We start from the raw sequence: 16,691 nt of genomic DNA on the forward strand, positions 1-16,691 counted from the left end.
GAATTACAAAGTTTTGCCTGGGAGCCGATCGTGGACGCGGGAATGGCGGGACGGGCCGGGCTTCGGCTTCACCCGTCACGGCCGGATTGGCTGGCATAAGAGCGCCTGATCCCGGCTGTCTCCAGCAAATTGGTGTCCCCGCCCGGTTGACCGGGCCCGCCGATTCAGGCTTGCTCCGACCTTACGATCAGGCGCCGAATGTTGCGTGAGCCCAGTCGGTACGGCGGCGGTCACCAAGCCTTGGCTTTGGCATCACACATGTCCGCGACGGTCGTTCCCCTGCTGCCGAACTCATCGTCCGCAACCATCGACTTCCTGCGGCGGATGGCCAGCATGGTGTCGGGGCGGAACGGCGAAATGCTGCTGCGTGCCGCAAGCCTGATCGAGTCGCTGGCACAGCGGGCGATGTCGGCCGAGCAGCTCTATCACGAGCAGCAGGTCGAGGGCAGGCGCAATTCCGAGCTGCGCGAGGCCGCCGAGCTCGCCTCCGATGCCATGGTCGGCCAGATCGAGGGACTACGGGCGCAGCTTGCCGAGGTCACCGCGGCAGCCGCAGCGGAGCGCGCCGCCTTCGATGCCGAGCGCGGCAAGCTGATCGGCCTGATGCAGAATGCCGAGAGCCATATCGGCAAGCTCACAACCGAGCTCGACAGCTTGCGCGCCTCCGTCGACAGTTTCAACGAGACCGCGGTCTCCGTGCCGATCGAGGTGCTGCGGCTGGCGCGGACACAGTTCGATTTCCTCTCCGACGGCTTTGCCCGCAAGGGCGACGTGATCTCGCACGCGATGAGCGAGATCGGCGGCTTTGCGATCGACAAGGCGCTGACGGCGAAGAAGACCGCCGGTCCCGCCTGAGGTCCTCGGCCCGGCCGCCGAAGCTGATCCCCGGATTACCCGTGATATTCCCAAGTGGACGCACCGTCCGAGAGAACCCGCAACAGACTGCGGATTCGTGTGGGCATCTGTTTACGGCTGACTTGCACGGCATGGATCGGCGTATTCGGCACCCGCCAGCGGCGCAACAATTCGACAATGCGTCCACCTTCGAGATCCTTCAGGCCGCACCATGCCGGAAGCCAGGCTATTCCAAGGCCGCGCGAGACCATCGCCCACGCCACCGACATGTCCTCGACGACCACGCGCTTTCGCGGCACCATCCTGATCAGCGCGCCGTCCGAGGGATCCTGAAACTGCCACGGCATGAGCTGCCCGGTTGCCGGATCACGAAAACCAATCTGATGATGCGCCTTGAGGTCTCGAATCGAGCGCGGTTCTCCCATGAACTCAACGTAGCGGCGGGTCGCGACCAGCACCCAGGGGAACGTCGCCAGCCGCTTCGCGGTGACGCCCGGATGGCGATCGAGGGGGCCGAAGCGGATAGCGACGTCAATCCCCTCGGATCCCAGATCGAGGCCGAAATCGTCCACCTTCAGCTCGAGCTCGAGCGCCGGATTGGCCTTGAGAATGGCCGGCAGCTTCGGCGCGATGCAGGCCCTGAGGAAAGCGCCCGGCGCTGCAAGGCGCACGCGTCCGGCTTCGCCCCCGGTGGCTTCGTCCAGCATCACGTTGAGTTGCTCGGCCTGCCGCAACAGATCGCGGGCGCTCTCCAGCAGGCGTTCGCCGTCATGCGTCAGCGAGATCGCATGCGTGGTCCGATGAAGCAGCTTCACGCCCCGCATCTGCTCGAACCGCGCAATCGCCTTCGACATCGCCGAGGTCGACGTTCCGGCGCGGCGGGCGGCTTCGGCGAACGAGCCAGCTTCGACGACGCGGACGAACTGGAGCAGATTGAGGAGCTGCTGATGGCTGCGTGGTGTTGCCATGGTGTCATCATAGCAATGACATTAAGCCCACTACAAGACCGGCTGCGAGGGCTGATATCAGATCGCAACAATGCATCTGACAATTGGAGAGAACAGTGTTTGTTGAAATCGGCGAAGCATCACTCGCCTCAGCGGCAGCGAAATTAAAGGAAGATCAGCCGATCTTCATGCTCAACCTTCTCCGTTATCGGGATGAGGCCTTGTACCGGGCGAGCCCGAAGCTTCCCGCCTGCAGTGGCCGCGAAGCCTACTACACGCGATATGTTCCTGCATTTCGCAAGCTGGCGCTCAGCCAAGGGGTCGTGCCAAACTGGCTTGGATCGGTCGGAGCTCTGCTGGTGGGAGCGGAAGGCGAAGCTTGGCACGACGCGGCCATCGTCCGCTATCCCGACTTCGCAACCTTTCAGCGCATTGTTTTGAGCGCGGATTATCGCCGCGACGCCGAACCGCACCGCTTGGCCGCGCTCGCCGACTGGCGCCTGATTGCGACGACCGAAGTGCAGGTGCCGGGCTGACGGGCAAATTGCACGCATCAATTGACAGCGCGCGGGCCCATTGTTCTACTGACAAAAACTCAGGGGAGCATCCAATGGCCACGACATGGCGCGCTTTCGCAGTGCTGATCGCGCTGTGCGTTTCGAGTTCGTTCGCCGGCGGCGAAGCCGCCGCGCAGTCGCTGCCCAAGGAAGTCGCCACCCGCGCCGAGATCTATCCGATCCCCTCGCTCACGCTCTCCGACCAGCAATTCCTCAGCGGCGATGCCGCCGCCGGCAAGGCGGTGACGGTGGCCGGCGAATTCCGCGTGGCCCAGGGGACCGGCAAGCTCCCGGTCGTGGTGCTGATGCACGGCTCGAGCGGGGTCGGCGCGACCACCGAGGCCTGGGTGCACGCTTTCAACGCCATGGGCGTCTCGACCTTCGTGATCGACGGTTTCACCGGCCGCGGGCTGACCGTGGTGGGACCGAACCAGGCGCTGCTTGGCCGGCTCAACCTGATCGTCGACATCTACCGCTCGCTCGAAATCCTGGCGAAACACCCGCGCGTCGATCCGGACCGTATCGTGCTGATGGGCTTTTCGCGCGGCGGACAGGCGACGCTCTATGCAAGCCTCGACCGCTTCCACAAGCTCTGGAACAAGTCAGGCATCCAGTTCGCGGCTTATATCCCGTTCTATCCGGACTGCTCCACGACCTACGTTGGCGACAGCGAGGTCACCGCACGCCCGATCAGGATCTTCCACGGCACGCCCGACGACTACAATCCCGTCAAGAGCTGCAAGGCCTTCGTGGAGCGGCTCAAGACCGCCGGGCGCGATGTGGTGCTGACCGAATATCCTGATAGCGCGCACGGGTTCGACAGCGGCCTGCTCGGCGTCAGCACCGTCGCCGTATCGGCCAATGCGCAGACCGTGCGCAACTGCCACATCAGGGAAGGCGACGGCAGCGTGCTGATGAACGGCGACACCAACGCGCCCTTCTCCTACAAGGACGCGTGTGTCGAGCTCAACCCGCATGTCGGCGGCAATCCGAAGACGGCTGCGGAGTCGCGGAAAGCGGTCGTGGAGTTCTTGCTGGCGCTGTTCAAGCTGGGGTGAAACCGCCTGCTCCGAATGCGGTCTTGTAGGGTGGGCAAAGCGTAGCGTGCCCACCTAACGGTCACTACAGAGGAAGATCGTGGGCACGGCGCTACGCGCCTTTGCCCACCCTTGTAATAGCGCGATCGTTTATTCTCGACCCGTTCCATGAGGAATGGCCTGCCGCGGTTTGCACCCCGCGACAGGCCGCTGGCGATCGGATCGAGCCCACCCAGAGCAGTTTGTGGCTGCCCCGTAGCGTGATCGCGTCAGCACCTTCATCGGACCCGGATGGTTGCCGGAACAACTTGGTTCGCTTCACAAGGCAGGGTCGACGAAGATGACACAGACTAACATAACGACGGCCGGGATCGATACGTCCAAGGCTAAACTGGACATCGCGGTTCATGGTCGAACCGAACGCTGGCAGGTCGCCAATGCTTTACCGGGTTGGCGCGCTCTGGCAGCAAACCTGGCCAAGGCCGGCGTCACGCGGATCGGGATCGAGGCCACTGGCGGCTATGAACGTGGCGTGGTGGAGCATTTGCGATCGGCCGGTTTTACCGTGCTGTTGCTGCAGCCGCTTCAGGTCAAGGCCTTCGCCAAGGTGCATTTGCGCCGGGCCAAGAACGATGCGCTCGACGCCGTATTGATCGCCGCCTGTGCTGCGGCGCTCGATCCCCCTGAGATCGCGCCGGATCCGCGATTGACGGAATTGGCCGACTATCTGACCTTCCTTGAGCAGATCGAGGAAGATATCCGGCGCTTCAAGACGCGTCTCGAGCACATCGACGAGCCTGCGTTGCGACGCATCATCAACAGCGACATCGCCCGGTTGAAGGCACGCAAGGCCGCGCAGATTCGTGACATTGCCAAGCGCCTTCGTGCCCACGACGCCCTAGCCATGCGGCTCAAGCTGGTGCTGAGCATTCCCGGCATCGGCGAGCGGACGGCGCTGGCGATCGTCATCCGCATGCCCGAACTCGGACGCGTCAGCCGGGAGCAAGCCGCAGCCCTGGCCGGGCTGGCTCCCTTCGATTCCGACAGCGGACAGCACAGAGGACAGCGCAAGATCGCCGGAGGCCGCAGCCGCCTACGGCGCTCCCTGTTCGCCGCGGCCCTTCCAGCTGCCTTCCGCTGGAACAAGGCCTTGATCGCGCTCTATGCACGCCTCATGGCAAGGGGCAAAGTCCACAACGCAGCACTAATCGCCTGCGCCAGGAAACTCCTGATCTACGCCAATACTGTCGTACAACGCGGCACGCCCTGGACCGAAAAAGTCGCCTAGCCTTTAATGGTTGCTACGGCATCTGCGCCGGCGCTCGATATACTCCGTCATTGCGAGCGCAGCGAAGCAATCCAGACTTTTCCCGCGGCGGCAGTCTGGATTGCTTCGTCGCAAGGGCTCCTCGCAATGACGAGGACGCTGGAGAGAGGCGCCGGCGTAATGACGCTAGATCGCGCCGATCTCGGCAAGGCAGGCTTGCGTCAGCGGCATGCGCTCACTGATGAGACGCGGCTCCTTGCAGTCCATGTTGAGCGCGAACACGGTGTGCGCTTCGCCCTTCTCGGCCCAGCCGACCATCCAGCCAAGCGACGGCTCGCCGCGCTCGGCGCCGAGCAACCCAGACTTGGCGCGGATGACGCTGTCGCCCACCTTGGTGACCGGCAGGATGTCAGCGACGAGATCCTGGCTGCGCTTGCTGATCGGCAGCGCACGGCGGCGCAGCCGATCGACGAAATCGATCTGCTCGACCGGATCGATGCGCAGCGCCCCGGTGAGCCAGAACTGGTCGATACCGCCGCCGATATCGCGATTGCCGTAGTCGAACTCGTCGACGTATTTCTGCATGCGCTCCTGCCCGATGCGCCGCGCGATCTCCTGATAGACCGGCACCGCACTCACCGCGATCGCACTGCGTAACGTGTGATCCTTGTTCCAGGCCTCGATCGGGCGCTTCACGCCATCCCAGGGAAACACATCCTTGTCGGGGTCGGCGACCACGCCGGTCTCCAGCGCGATCAGCGAGTTGGGAATCTTGAAGGTCGAGGCCGGCAGCTTCCCCTCGCCCGAGCGCTCCTTGTCGCTGGCGACGACCAGATAGTCCTCGACCTTGTAGCCGACGAAGGTGCCTGACGTGCCAAGGTCGGTGAAGCGCTTTGCCAGGCTGTCGCGGATCTCGTTGCGCGGCGGCGCGACGTGGGCGAGCACGCGCGAGGGCACGATTGTGGCTGCGGCGAGCAGGCCGAGAGTGGAACGGCGGGTGATCAAGAGCGATGTCCGTTGAACGATGAAGGTGACGGCTACACTGCCGTCGATATCTGGTCAAACGATGACAGCTACCGCCCTCGGCCCGACAGCCGCAGCACGAAAACCAGCACCTCGGCGACCGCCTTGTAAAGGTCCGGCGGGATCTCCTCGCCGAGCTCGACCTTGGACAGCGCGCCGGCCAAGACCTCGTTTTCCTCGATCGGAATGTCGTGGGCCTTGGCGATCTCGACGATCTTTTCGCCGATCGTGCCCCTGCCCTTGGCGACGACGACCGGCGCGTTGGTGCCCTTCTCGTAGTGCAGGGCAATCGCAAGCTTGGAGGAATCGCTCATGTGGCGCGATCCAGGAAATGGCCGGCGCGGGCCGGCGCCGGTTGTGGTGGCGTGCCCTCGCGAACCACGATATCGCCGGGCTTGAGCTCGGCTCGCGTCAAAGCCTGGTTGAGCTCGCCGATTCCGGCGCGGAGCTGCTGCGCCGTCGCCGGCCGCTCCGCCCACATCCGCACGAAAGTCTTGTCGCCGTTCAGTGTGATCAGCGCATGCACCGGGCCGGCCGGCTCGACATTGAGCGAAAAGCGCGCGCGCCAGGCTTGCTTGGCGGGATCGGGGGATTCGTTGCCACCGTCACGCGAGATCTCGAACTGCGCCATCGCGGTGCCTTGCGGCGTCGCAAAGGGAATTTCGAAATTCCACTGCGGCACGGCCGGATCAACGCGGTGACCGCTGGCATCCGCGCGATCGGGAAGCGAAGCGACCTGCAGCAGGGTCTGCCGCGCGATCGCGGCATCGGTATCGTCGAGCAGGCGATGCACGGTCGCGGAGAGCGGCGTATCCGGCGCGAGCGATGGCGAGGCAATGGATTGCGGCGACGGCAGCGCGCCACGGAACGGCGGCGGTGTCGTGCGCGCCGCTGCCTCGAAGATATGGCCGTCAGGCACGGCTCTGTTGGAGCCGGGCACGCTGCCGGTCAGGCGCGGCAGGCTTTGCGTGACCTCCTGCAGGAGGCTCGCGGCAAGGCCGACGGACATGAGCCGCGGCATCGCTGGTTGCGGCGCGTCTGACGCCATGTCGGCCAGCACGGCGGCCGCGAGATTGGGACTGCGCGGCATTTGCGGCTGTTGGGCGATTTCCGGCTCGGTCGACGACGCCTGAGCAGGCGCGGCGGCAACCTGCGGTGATCCCGTGGTGCTGCCCGGAAGCGCGGCGCCTTGCGCCTGCGGCGCAGCGGACTCGAGTGTGGCCAAGGTCTGGCGCAGCACCAGCAATGCCGCTTTCAGGTCGGGCATCGTGCCGGAGGGCGGCGTCCCGCCCGCGGCCAGCGAGGCCTCGAGGAACAAGCCGGACTTCTGGAATGCGGACTCGACATCGGCGCCATCGAGCCCGGGATTGAGCGGCGTCTGCTGCGCCAATACGTCCAGCACCGCCTGCTTCAAGCCTGCGGGCAGATTGCTGCCGGTGACGACGGAGGCCAGATTGGCGAACAGCGGCGCCTGGCTGCCCTGCTTCGTCGCGGCCTCGGCCGAGGCCAATGTGACTGCAATCTGCTCGGTCGGCGTCAGGGCAGTGCGTGCCGCATTGACCGAGGGCGCAAGCGGCGGGCTTTCCACCAGCGAAGCCGCACGCGGCGTCAGCGTGATCTGATCGGTGGCCGCCTCGCCTGCCCCGCCCAATACAGCGAGGCGGATGGTGCCCTCGTTCTGAGACACGGCCAGCTGGAGATTCTGCCCGGGCGTCAGCGATACCTCCGACATCACGTCCATCGAGAGGTTGGCGATCGCAATCCGCACCAGATTGTCGGCGAGCACGCTCACCACCCTGGCATCGACGACGCTGCCGGCCTGAAGCACGAGGTCAGGCGTCGCCGCATCCGCCACGGGGCTGGCGGCACTGACGGGAACGATGGAAGTGACCGGCGTCGGCATCTCAGGGAGCCCAAAGGAGCACGGGATGGAGCACGGGCCACCCTAACGCCGCCGTCGTAAACCTCTCGTTAAGGACCTTCGGCCACGGGCGCCTTCAGGGCCGCCAAAACCGCCACGGCGGCCTCGAAATCCCTGAGGCGGGTGGCCCGGCGGCTGGCTGCCTCCTCGTCCACGCCCCATTGGTCGGCGTTCCAATCCTCATCGACATGGGCGGCAGCCCAGACCTGGCCGGCGTCCCGCGCGCCATGCGCCAGGGCCAGCGCCAGCAGCGCTGAGCCGGTCAGGGTCGTCATCACGTGGAGTGCGGCCACTGACCAGGCGTCCCCTGGCAGCGCGGCGCGCGCGGCTGCGACGGCCTCGTCGGGCTGCTTCACGTGCATGACGCCCTCAGACAGGATGAAATGCGCCCCCAGCGCCTCCGCGGCCCAGAACAGCACGGGATCCCAATGCGCGGCCTCGCGGGCGACCAGCCCTTCGGGATGGCCGGCACGATAGAACAGCAAATCGGACTCGAAGTATTTTGCGAGGTCTTCGCTGACGAGTTCGACCCGATCGACGACGCCTTCCACGACGCTGTTGGCTATCCGCGTCAGCGGCATGGTCACGGGATCGATCGTCTCCCCCTGGGCTGACCATTCCCCAGCCACCGCATCGGCCAGCGCGCGAGAGGGGATCACCACCTGACGGCCGGAGGGCGTGCGGATCGGCTTGCCGTCGAGGCTGATGGCGAAGCCGCCTTCGACATCGGTGACGCCTGCGTCTTTGTAGAAGCGCTTGCGCTGCGGCGGGCGCGCGGCCTGCCGGATCGCGCCTTGCGGATCGAGCGGGGTCTGTCCCGCGGCTTCTTCGAACAATTCACGCATATAGTTTCGGCCCCGGTCGCTGGATGCTAGGCTTTTAAGATAAGATCGGCGGCCGATAAAGCGAGCGGCGGGCATGAGGGAACTTGCGGGCATTGTGGCCCTGTTCGCCGGGCTTTGGCTGGCCGCGGCGGAGGCCGGCTTTCGCAGCCCGGAATCGCTGGTTCGCAACGTCTATGCCCATTACGGCGAAGGCGCGCCTGAACTGTCCAAGGGACTACCAAGGGATGCTGCGACCGCCCGGCAATTCTTCGATCCTCCCCTTCGCAAGGCCTGGAGCACGCCGCGGGTCGAGCCCTACGATTTCCTGGTGCAGAGCCACAGCTGGAGGCTGGGCCCGGTCGCAATCGCGGTCGTCCGCAGGCAATACGACAAGACCTATGTCGCGGCGAATTTCGACAATCGCGGCAGGCGGATGGTGCTGAACTTCGTCCTGGTGAACGGGCCCGAGGGCTGGCTGATCACGGATGTCGAGAGCCCGCACGATTCCTTGCGGATGTTTTTGGAGCAGTTTCGGAATTGAGGGTGACAACCACCCGCTATCTCCATTCCGTCAGAGCGCAGCGAAACAATCCAGAATGCATGTGCGGTGGGACTCTGGATTGCTTCGTCGCAAGAGCCCCTCGCAATGTCGGGGCTGGCAGCGGAACTCGCGCCCTACTCCTCCGGCGCGTTCTCGATCGGATCAAACCGGCTCGCATCGAGCCCAAGCAGATTCCACGACTGCTGCATGTGCTGCGGCAATGGCGCGGTAGCGTCGATCACGCCGCCGCGCGGATGCGGGATGACGATGCGGCGCGCGAGCAGATGCAGCCGGTTTTGCAGGCCGCCCGGCAGCTGCCAGTTCTCGATGTTGAAGTATTTGGGATCGCCGATGATGGGATGGCCGATATGGGCCATGTGGGCGCGCAGCTGGTGGGTGCGACCCGTCACCGGCTTCAGCGACACCCAGGTCAGCTTGTTGCCGGCGGTCTCGACCATCGCGTAATAGGTCACCGCGTGGCTCGCGCCCTCGTCGCCATGCTGGGCGACGCGCATGATGGTGTCATCCTCGCTCTCTTCCTTGGCGAGGAAGGTCGAGATACGACCCTGCTTCGGCTTCGGCAGGCCCGGCACCAGCGCCCAATAGGTCTTGCGCGCCGACCGCGAACGGAATGCGCCGGTTAGATGCGAGGCAGCAAAGCGCGTCTTGGCGATCAGGAGACAGCCCGACGTCTCCCGGTCGATGCGGTGCACAAGGCGCGGCTTCTGGCCCTTGGCATCGCGCATCACCTCGAGCATCTGGTCGATGTGCCGCGTCATGCCGGAGCCGCCCTGCACGGCAAGGCCCGCCGGCTTGTTCAGGACGAGGACGTCGTCATCCTCAAAGATCGTCATCTCCTTCAGCGCGGCGAGCGTCTTTTGCGCGGCGTCCGACAGCGGGCCGGCCGTCTTCGGCGTGTCGAGCTTCAGCGGCGGAATGCGGACGCTCTGGCCCTCTTCCAGGCGGTCCTTGCTGTCGACGCGCTTGCCGTCGACGCGCAGCTCGCCTTTGCGCACGACGCGCTGGATGTGGGAGAACGACAGGCCGGGAAAGCGCGCTTCGAGGAAACGGTCGACACGCATGTTGTTCTCGTCGGCCGTCACCGTGACGGTCTGCACCTTGGTCGGCAGCAATGCCTCCACGGGTTTTTCCGGCGCGGCTCTCTCCTGTTCAGCCTTGGGCGCACGTCGCTCGGCGCGCTCGCCCCCAAAGCGCGGCGGCTTGCCACTCGGCTTGCCGCCCGGACGCGGGCCGGCTGTCTTCGCGCTGCGCGCCTTGAACGGGCGCGCCTCCTTGCGCTCGTCGCGCGAACGGGGCTTTGGATCGGTTCTTTTGATACGGCGGCTCATGGCTGCCTGCGTACCCTAAAAGCCGGCTGCCGTCACGGCGAAATGGCCGCTTCTAGCCTGAGCCGCCCCGCTCCTTCCGCAGCTTCGCCCAGTAATCCAGCCGCTTTCTGATCTCGCGCTCGAAGCCGCGCTCGGGCGGGTCGTAGAAGGTCTGGCGGCCCAGGGCTTCCGGGAAGTAGTCCTGGCCGGAGAAGGCATCCGGCGCGTCGTGGTCGTATTCGTAAGATGCGCCGTAGCCTTCCGACTTCATCAGCTTGGTCGGGGAATTGAGGATGTGCTTTGGCGGCAGCAGCGAGCCTGCCTGTTTTGCCACCTGCATCGCGGTCCCGAAGGCGGTATAGACCGCGTTCGATTTCGGTGCGGTGGCGAGATAGACCACGGCCTGCGCGATCGCGAGCTCGCCCTCGGGATGGCCGAGGAAGTCGAAGGCGTCCTTGGCCGCATTGGCGATGACGAGCGCTTGCGGATCGGCAAGCCCGATGTCTTCCACCGCCATGCGCACGACGCGGCGGGCCAGGAACAACGGGTCCTCGCCGGCATCCAACATGCGCGCGAGATAATACAGCGCCGCGTCGGGATCGGAGCCGCGCACCGATTTATGCAGCGCCGAGATCAGATTGTAGTGGCCATCGGCCGATTTGTCGTAGATCGGTGCACGGCGCTGCAGGATGTCCTGTAACTGCGCGGCGTTGAAAATCTCGTCCGTCCGCGCCGAGCGCCAGACCTCTTCGGCGAGCGTCAGCGACGCCCTTCCGTCGCCGTCGGCCATGCGCACCAGCACGGCGCGCGCCTCTTCATCGAGCGGCAGCTTGCGGCCCTCGACCTCCTCGGCGTGCGCGAACAGTTTTTCAATTGCCGCCGCGTCGAGCGAGCGAAACACCAGCACCCGCGCGCGGGACAGAAGCGCCGCGTTGAGCTCGAACGACGGGTTCTCGGTGGTGGCGCCGACCATCACCACCGTGCCGTCTTCCATGACCGGCAGAAACGAATCCTGCTGGGCACGATTGAATCTGTGCACCTCGTCGACGAATAGCAGCGTGCCCTTGCCCATCTCGCGGCGGGCGCGCGCGGCGTCGAAGGCCTTCTTCAGATCGGCAACGCCGGAGAACACCGCGGAGATCTGCTCGAAATGCAAATCCGTCGCATCCGCCAGCAGCCGCGCCACCGTGGTCTTGCCGGTGCCCGGCGGTCCCCAGAACACCAGCGATCCCAGCGTGCGAGTCTCCAGCATGCGCGTGAGCGCCCCGTCGGGGCCGAGGATATGGTCCTGGCCGACGACCTCCGACAATGCGCGCGGGCGCAGCCGGTCCGGCAGCGGATGCGGGGCGTCGTGGTCGAGCCCCGCCGCGGCGAAGAGAGTTGGCGTCTCCTGTGGTCGCTTCGGACTCATCCGCCCAGCGTGACGTTGATCTGCTGGCCGCCCCGCACCAGCGTGATGCGCCAGATCCTCGGGCGCTCGCCGGCCGCCTTTTCGAGGTCGCCGGTCTTGCCGATCTTCTGGTTGTTGACCGCGAGAATGATGTCGCCCTTCTGGAAGCCGACATTGGCGGCCGCACTGTCGCCGCCGAGATCGGTGATCACGACACCCTCGGTATCGGCGTCAAGATGCAGCTCGTCGGCGACCGCCGGCGTGATGGTCGAGACCTTCGCTCCCTGGAACGGCGAGCGCGCGGTGACGACGAGTTCGTTGCGCCCCGTATCGGGAGCGGTCTCCAGCGCCACCGCCAGCTTGAGCGGCTTGCCGCCGCGCTGCACGTCGATCTGCGCGCTGCCGCCGAGCGGACGGGTGGCGAAGCGATAATCGAAAGCGTTGGGATCATCCACGGTCTGGCCGTCGATCCCGATGATGAGATCGGAGGATTTCAGGCCGGCCTTCGCCGCGGGGCCGTTCGAGACCACGCTCGCGACCAGCGCACCGGTCGGCGAACGCAAGCCGAGGCTCTCGGCGATCTCCGGCGTCACCACCTGCAACTTTGCCCCGAGCCACGGCCGCTTCACCGCCTTGCCGCCGCTCTTGGCGGAGGCGACGACGACGCGCACCATGTTGGCAGGGATCGCAAAGCCGATTCCTTGCGAGCCGCCGGAGCGCGAATAGATCGCGGTGTTGATGCCGGCGAGCTTGCCGCTCATGTCGACCAGCGCGCCGCCGGAATTGCCGGGATTGATCGCAGCGTCAGTCTGGATGAAGAACTGGTAGTCGGTGATCCCGACCTGCGTGCGCGCGAGCGCCGAGATGATGCCGTGGGTCACGGTCTGGCCGACGCCGAAGGGATTGCCGATCGCAAGCACGACGTCACCGACCAGCAATTCGTCGGAGTTGGTGAAATCGAGGGTCGGGAACTTCTCCTTGGTGTCCTTCAGGCGGAGTACGGCGAGATCGGTGCGGGAATCCTTCAGCAGGATCTCGGCTTCGAACTCGCGCTTGTCCGACAGCGACACCTTCACCTGGTCCGCGCCCTCGATGACATGGACGTTGGTGACGACGAGGCCGGAGGCGTCGACGATGACGCCCGAGCCGAGCGAGCGCTGCATCTGCTCAGGCTGCTGGCCAGGCACGCCGAAGAAGCGGCGGAAGATGGGGTCATCGAGCAGCGGATTGCGGTTCTGGACCACCTTGGCGGCATAGACGTTGACCACGGCCGGCTGCACCCGCTGCACGATCGGCGCATAGGACAGCCGCAGCTCGGCCGGCGAGGACGGGACACGGCGGTCCTGCGCCGCAGCCGGATTGAAGTGGGCGGAAAAGCCTATGCACAATGCCGTAACGGCGGCGGTCCAGGTCGATCGAAACATTCCTACCTCTTGGAAAAGACGCCGGAATATAGGCGCGTTCGCCCCTCAATAGAAGGGCGCCGGGCGGCAATTCGGGGCCCTTTCCGGTGTGTCCGGGATGCAAGCTGAACGTGCGAATCGGCAATTGGCCTGAGGGCTCGATTGGCATGATGTGCATCCTCCCTCATTGTAACGCCGAGCGGATTCGGTTGCGGCGAATTTGCATCAGCAGGAACCCACGCAACCGGGCGCAGCGTCGCGGGGCAGTCATCGATCATACCTAGGCTCTCCGCCAGCGACTTGGCAAAGTTAACGATGGAGGCGTGACGTGAGCAGGAGCAAAACAAGAATTGCAGCGACGGCAATTGGTCTCGCCAGCGCGCTGACGGCCTCGCAAGCCCAGGCCCAATCAGCAAGCAGCAGCGAGCAGGAGATCGCGCTGCTCAAGCAACAGTTGAAGATGCTGGAGCAGAAGCTCGACAAGCTCCAGAGCCAGACCGCCGCAAACACGGCGGCCACGGCAAAGGCCAGGGCTGAAGCGAAGGCCGACGCGCGATCGGAGGCGAAAGCGGTCGTGGCCAATGCCAACGCAGCGATCCCGCTCAAGGGGCCGGCGCCGGCCTCCGGCGTGGTCGTGACGATGCCGAACAACCGGCCGACCATCTGCACCGCCGACCAGGCAAATTGCGTCGCCATCACCAGCCGCGTGCACTGGGATGTCGGCGGCTACGACTATCGCCCCAACACGGCGGCGACCGTGCCGCAGAAGCTCGACAGCGGCGAGAACGTCCGCCGCGCGCGCATCGGCGTTACCGGCAAATTCTTCAACGACTGGAATTTCGCACTGGTCTACGATTTCGGCGGCTCCTCCGACGGATTTGGTGGGACGGCTCCGGGATCGCTCCCCGGCGGCGGTGTCTCCGGCGTCGAGAACGCCTATCTCAGCTACACCGGCTTGAAGCCGTTCGGCGGCAAGATGGCGATTGAGGCCGGCATCATGGACCTGCCCTACACCATGGACGAGGCCACGAGCTCCAACGACATCATGTTCATGGAGCGCGCCTCGCCCGGCGTGATCGCGACCAACATCGCCGCCGGCGACTTCCGCTCCGCGGCGGGCACACGCTGGTACACCGACCAGCTCTGGATCGGCGGCTACGTCACCGGACCATCAACGGGCGCGATCCACTCCGCCTCGAGCGCGACACCAGCCGGCACGAGCGAGCAATATGGCGCCGTGGCGCGTATTGCCGGCAATCCGGTCAGCGGCAAGGACTATTCCATTCATATCGGCGCCGACGCGCAGTGGCTGATCCAGCCGCCGCGCAACCTCATCGCCAACACGCAAACGGTGACGCTCAGCGACCGCCCGGAACTGCGGCTTGATCCAACGACGCTGATCTCGACCGGCGCGATCGCCAACGCTTCGGGCGCGCAGGTCTACAGCGTCGAAGCTGCTGCGACATATGGCCCGCTCATCGTTCAGGGCGAGTACTTCTGGTACAATGTCGATCGCAGCGCCAACACTGGCGTGCCGCTGGTCGGCGCGCCCAGCCTCAAATTCCAGGGCGGCTATGCGCAGGCCGGCTATGTGCTGACGGGCGAAGGCCGGACCTACAACGCCGCCAACGCCGCCTATAACGGCGTCAAGCCGGCGCATCCGTTCTCGCTCGAAGGCGGCGGCTGGGGCGCGTGGGAGATCGCGGGACGCTTCTCGACGATCGACCTCAACAATCAGCTGGGAACGGCGACCGGCATCGCCGGCGGCCGGCAGACCGTCTACACGCTGGCGCTGAACTGGTACGTCAACGGCAACGTCCGCTTCATGCTCGACTACCTGCATGGCACGGTCTCGAGGCAGGCCTCGCCGGTCTCGACCGCAGACGTCGGTTCGAAGTTCAATGCCGTCGCGATGCGCACGCAATTCGCGTTCTGAGGCTCGTTCATCCGGGAGCGGCACACTGCTCCCGGATGTTTACGCCGCGCGCTTGGGCTTCTTCACGACAACCGGCGCCGGCGCACAGGACGATCGCTGCTGATGGCTCTCGCCCCAAGCCTTCAGGATATCGATCACCGGCTTGAGGCTCTCGCCGAGCTCGGAGAGGCAATAGTCCACCCGCGGCGGCACTTCCGCATACACCTTGCGAATGACGAGCTTGTCCTCTTCCAGCGCGCGAAGCTGTTTCGTCAGCATGCGCTGGGTGATGCCGGGCATCCGGCGGCGCAGTTCGCCGAAGCGCTGGGTGCCGTCTTGCAGATGATACAGGATCACGCCCTTCCACTTGCCGTCGATCAGATCCAGCGTCGCCTCGACCGAGCAGCCGGGACGACGGGCAAAGTCTCGCCGTTTCATGCGTGTTTTCCCAATAGTATCCAAACAGGGACTATATCCCCGAATTTACAGTACTTGCCAAATCGGAGCCATAGCGACAGTTAGGACCGCAGGCGAGCACGCCATCTGATGGAGACAAGCCATGAAGGCCGTCGGCTACAAGAAATCGCTTCCGATCGAGGATCAGGACGCGCTGTTCGATTTCGAGACCGCCAAGCCAGATCCCAAAGGACGCGACATCCGCGTCGCCGTGAAGGCGATCTCGGCCAATCCGGTCGATTACAAGGTGCGCAAGCGCGCCGCCCCGCCCGAGGGCGAGACGAAGATCCTGGGCTATGACGCGGCCGGCGTGGTCGACGCAGTCGGCCCCGAGGTTACGTTGTTCAAGCCGGGCGACGAGGTGTTTTACGCCGGCTCGATCCTGCGCCAAGGCACCAATGCCGAATTCCATCTGGTCGACGAACGCATCGTCGGCAACAAGCCGAAGAGCTTGTCGTTCGCGCAGGCCGCCGCCCTTCCCCTCACCTCCATTACGGCATGGGAGCTGCTGTTCGACCGGCTCGGCGCGGTGCCCGGCAAGAGCGTCGATCCACGCACGCTGCTGATCACAGGTGGCGCCGGTGGCGTCGGCTCGATTTTGATCCAGCTTGCCCGCCGCCTCACCGGGCTGACGGTGCTCGCGACCGCGACGCGGCCGGAATCGCAAAAATGGTGCCTCGATCTCGGCGCGCATGCGGTGGTCGATCACGGCAAGCCGATGAAGGAGCAGATCGAGAAGCTCAAGCTGCCGCCGGTCGCATTGGTGGCGAGCCTCACCTTCACCGACCAGCACTACAAGGCGATCGCCGAGTTCATGGCGCCGCAGGGCAAGTTCGGCCTGATCGACGATCCCCCGGAGTTCACGGTTGCCGCCTTCAAGGGCAAGGCGATCTCGGTGCATTGGGAATCGATGTTCACGCGCTCCTCGTTCCACACGCCGGACATGATCGCGCAGCATCACCTGCTCAATGACGTCGCCGACCTCATCGATAAGGGCGTCTTGCGCACCACGCTCGACCAGACCTTCGGCACGATCAACGCAGCCAACCTCAAGCGCGCGCACGCGCTGCTCGAGAGCGGCAAGTCGCGCGGCAAGATCGTGCTGGAGGGGTGGTAGGCGAAGGGCTCGTAGGGTGGGCAAAGGCGCACTTGCGCCGTGCCCACCATCTTCTCAACAGCACTCGAAGAGGTGGGCACGCTACGCTTTGCCCACCCTACGGCAGCTAC

Annotated in this window: 16 protein-coding genes; 7 read left to right on the top strand and 9 right to left on the bottom strand. The window is 65.2% G+C overall.

Features of this window, described 5'->3' with window-relative positions; translation table 11 throughout:
- Positions 1–258: 258 nt before the first annotated feature.
- Entirely contained in the window at positions 259–855 is a 597-nt protein-coding gene (locus IVB26_RS24710; protein WP_247967804.1) for a hypothetical protein, read from the top strand.
- Positions 856–890: 35 nt separating this feature from the next.
- Here IVB26_RS24710 and IVB26_RS24715 read toward each other — a convergent pair whose 3' ends face one another.
- Complete coding sequence (locus IVB26_RS24715; RefSeq protein ID WP_247967805.1) at positions 891–1,823, bottom strand: LysR family transcriptional regulator; 933 nt, start codon at positions 1,821–1,823, stop codon at positions 891–893.
- 95 nt (positions 1,824–1,918) lie between these two features.
- Here IVB26_RS24715 and IVB26_RS24720 point away from each other — a divergent pair, with 95 nt between their 5' ends.
- From IVB26_RS24720 to IVB26_RS24730, 3 genes are all read left to right on the top strand, one after another.
- Positions 1,919–2,338, top strand: a complete 420-nt coding sequence (locus IVB26_RS24720; RefSeq protein ID WP_247967806.1) for a hypothetical protein — start codon at positions 1,919–1,921, stop codon at positions 2,336–2,338.
- Positions 2,339–2,412: 74 nt separating this feature from the next.
- On the top strand, positions 2,413–3,417 hold the full coding sequence (locus tag IVB26_RS24725) for a dienelactone hydrolase family protein (RefSeq protein ID WP_247967807.1): 1,005 nt from the start codon (positions 2,413–2,415) through the stop codon (positions 3,415–3,417).
- Positions 3,418–3,736: 319 nt separating this feature from the next.
- Entirely contained in the window at positions 3,737–4,684 is a 948-nt protein-coding gene (locus tag IVB26_RS24730; protein ID WP_247967808.1) for an IS110 family RNA-guided transposase, read from the top strand.
- A 165-nt stretch (positions 4,685–4,849) separates the two neighbouring features.
- Here IVB26_RS24730 and blaOXA read toward each other — a convergent pair whose 3' ends face one another.
- The 4 genes from blaOXA to IVB26_RS24750 form a co-directional block, all read right to left on the bottom strand.
- Positions 4,850–5,668 (bottom strand): class D beta-lactamase, encoded by an 819-nt coding sequence (blaOXA, locus tag IVB26_RS24735; protein ID WP_247967809.1) that lies wholly within the window; start codon positions 5,666–5,668, stop codon positions 4,850–4,852.
- A gap of 68 nt (positions 5,669–5,736) precedes the next feature.
- Complete coding sequence (locus IVB26_RS24740) at positions 5,737–6,000, bottom strand: EscU/YscU/HrcU family type III secretion system export apparatus switch protein (RefSeq protein ID WP_247967810.1); 264 nt, start codon at positions 5,998–6,000, stop codon at positions 5,737–5,739.
- Positions 5,997–7,589 carry a flagellar hook-length control protein FliK gene (gene fliK, locus IVB26_RS24745; protein ID WP_247967811.1) on the bottom strand — a complete coding sequence of 531 codons (1,593 nt, stop codon included), beginning with the start codon at positions 7,587–7,589 and terminating at the stop codon, positions 5,997–5,999. The genes IVB26_RS24740 and fliK overlap by 4 nt, the downstream gene beginning before the upstream one ends.
- 68 nt (positions 7,590–7,657) lie before the next feature.
- Positions 7,658–8,452, bottom strand: coding sequence for an ATP12 family chaperone protein (locus IVB26_RS24750; RefSeq protein ID WP_247967812.1), 795 nt, complete (start codon positions 8,450–8,452; stop codon positions 7,658–7,660).
- A gap of 73 nt (positions 8,453–8,525) precedes the next feature.
- On the opposite strand from IVB26_RS24750, the gene IVB26_RS24755 reads away from it, so the two are divergent.
- Positions 8,526–8,972 (top strand): hypothetical protein, encoded by a 447-nt coding sequence (locus IVB26_RS24755; RefSeq protein ID WP_247967813.1) that lies wholly within the window; start codon positions 8,526–8,528, stop codon positions 8,970–8,972.
- 134 nt (positions 8,973–9,106) lie between these two features.
- Here IVB26_RS24755 and IVB26_RS24760 read toward each other — a convergent pair whose 3' ends face one another.
- The 3 genes from IVB26_RS24760 to IVB26_RS24770 are packed head-to-tail and all read right to left on the bottom strand — an operon-like array spanning position 9,107 to position 13,114.
- Positions 9,107–10,321 (bottom strand): RluA family pseudouridine synthase, encoded by a 1,215-nt coding sequence (locus IVB26_RS24760; RefSeq protein ID WP_247967814.1) that lies wholly within the window; start codon positions 10,319–10,321, stop codon positions 9,107–9,109.
- Positions 10,322–10,373: 52 nt separating this feature from the next.
- Positions 10,374–11,711 (bottom strand): replication-associated recombination protein A, encoded by a 1,338-nt coding sequence (locus IVB26_RS24765; RefSeq protein WP_247967815.1) that lies wholly within the window; start codon positions 11,709–11,711, stop codon positions 10,374–10,376.
- Complete coding sequence (locus IVB26_RS24770) at positions 11,708–13,114, bottom strand: DegQ family serine endoprotease (RefSeq protein WP_247967816.1); 1,407 nt, start codon at positions 13,112–13,114, stop codon at positions 11,708–11,710. The genes IVB26_RS24765 and IVB26_RS24770 overlap by 4 nt, the downstream gene beginning before the upstream one ends.
- Positions 13,115–13,421: 307 nt before the next feature.
- On the opposite strand from IVB26_RS24770, the gene IVB26_RS24775 reads away from it, so the two are divergent.
- Entirely contained in the window at positions 13,422–15,029 is a 1,608-nt protein-coding gene (locus IVB26_RS24775) for an OprO/OprP family phosphate-selective porin (RefSeq protein WP_247967817.1), read from the top strand.
- Between the two features lie 39 nt (positions 15,030–15,068).
- Here IVB26_RS24775 and IVB26_RS24780 read toward each other — a convergent pair whose 3' ends face one another.
- A complete protein-coding gene (locus IVB26_RS24780) occupies positions 15,069–15,446 on the bottom strand; it encodes a winged helix-turn-helix transcriptional regulator (RefSeq protein ID WP_247967818.1) in 378 nt (125 codons plus the stop codon).
- Between the two features lie 121 nt (positions 15,447–15,567).
- Between IVB26_RS24780 and IVB26_RS24785 the strand changes: the two genes are divergently transcribed.
- Positions 15,568–16,581, top strand: coding sequence for a zinc-binding alcohol dehydrogenase family protein (locus IVB26_RS24785; RefSeq protein WP_247967819.1), 1,014 nt, complete (start codon positions 15,568–15,570; stop codon positions 16,579–16,581).
- The last annotated feature ends 110 nt before the right edge of the window (positions 16,582–16,691 follow it).

Source organism: Bradyrhizobium sp. 195, assembly GCF_023101665.1.
Taxonomy (GTDB): Bacteria; Pseudomonadota; Alphaproteobacteria; order Rhizobiales; family Xanthobacteraceae; genus Bradyrhizobium.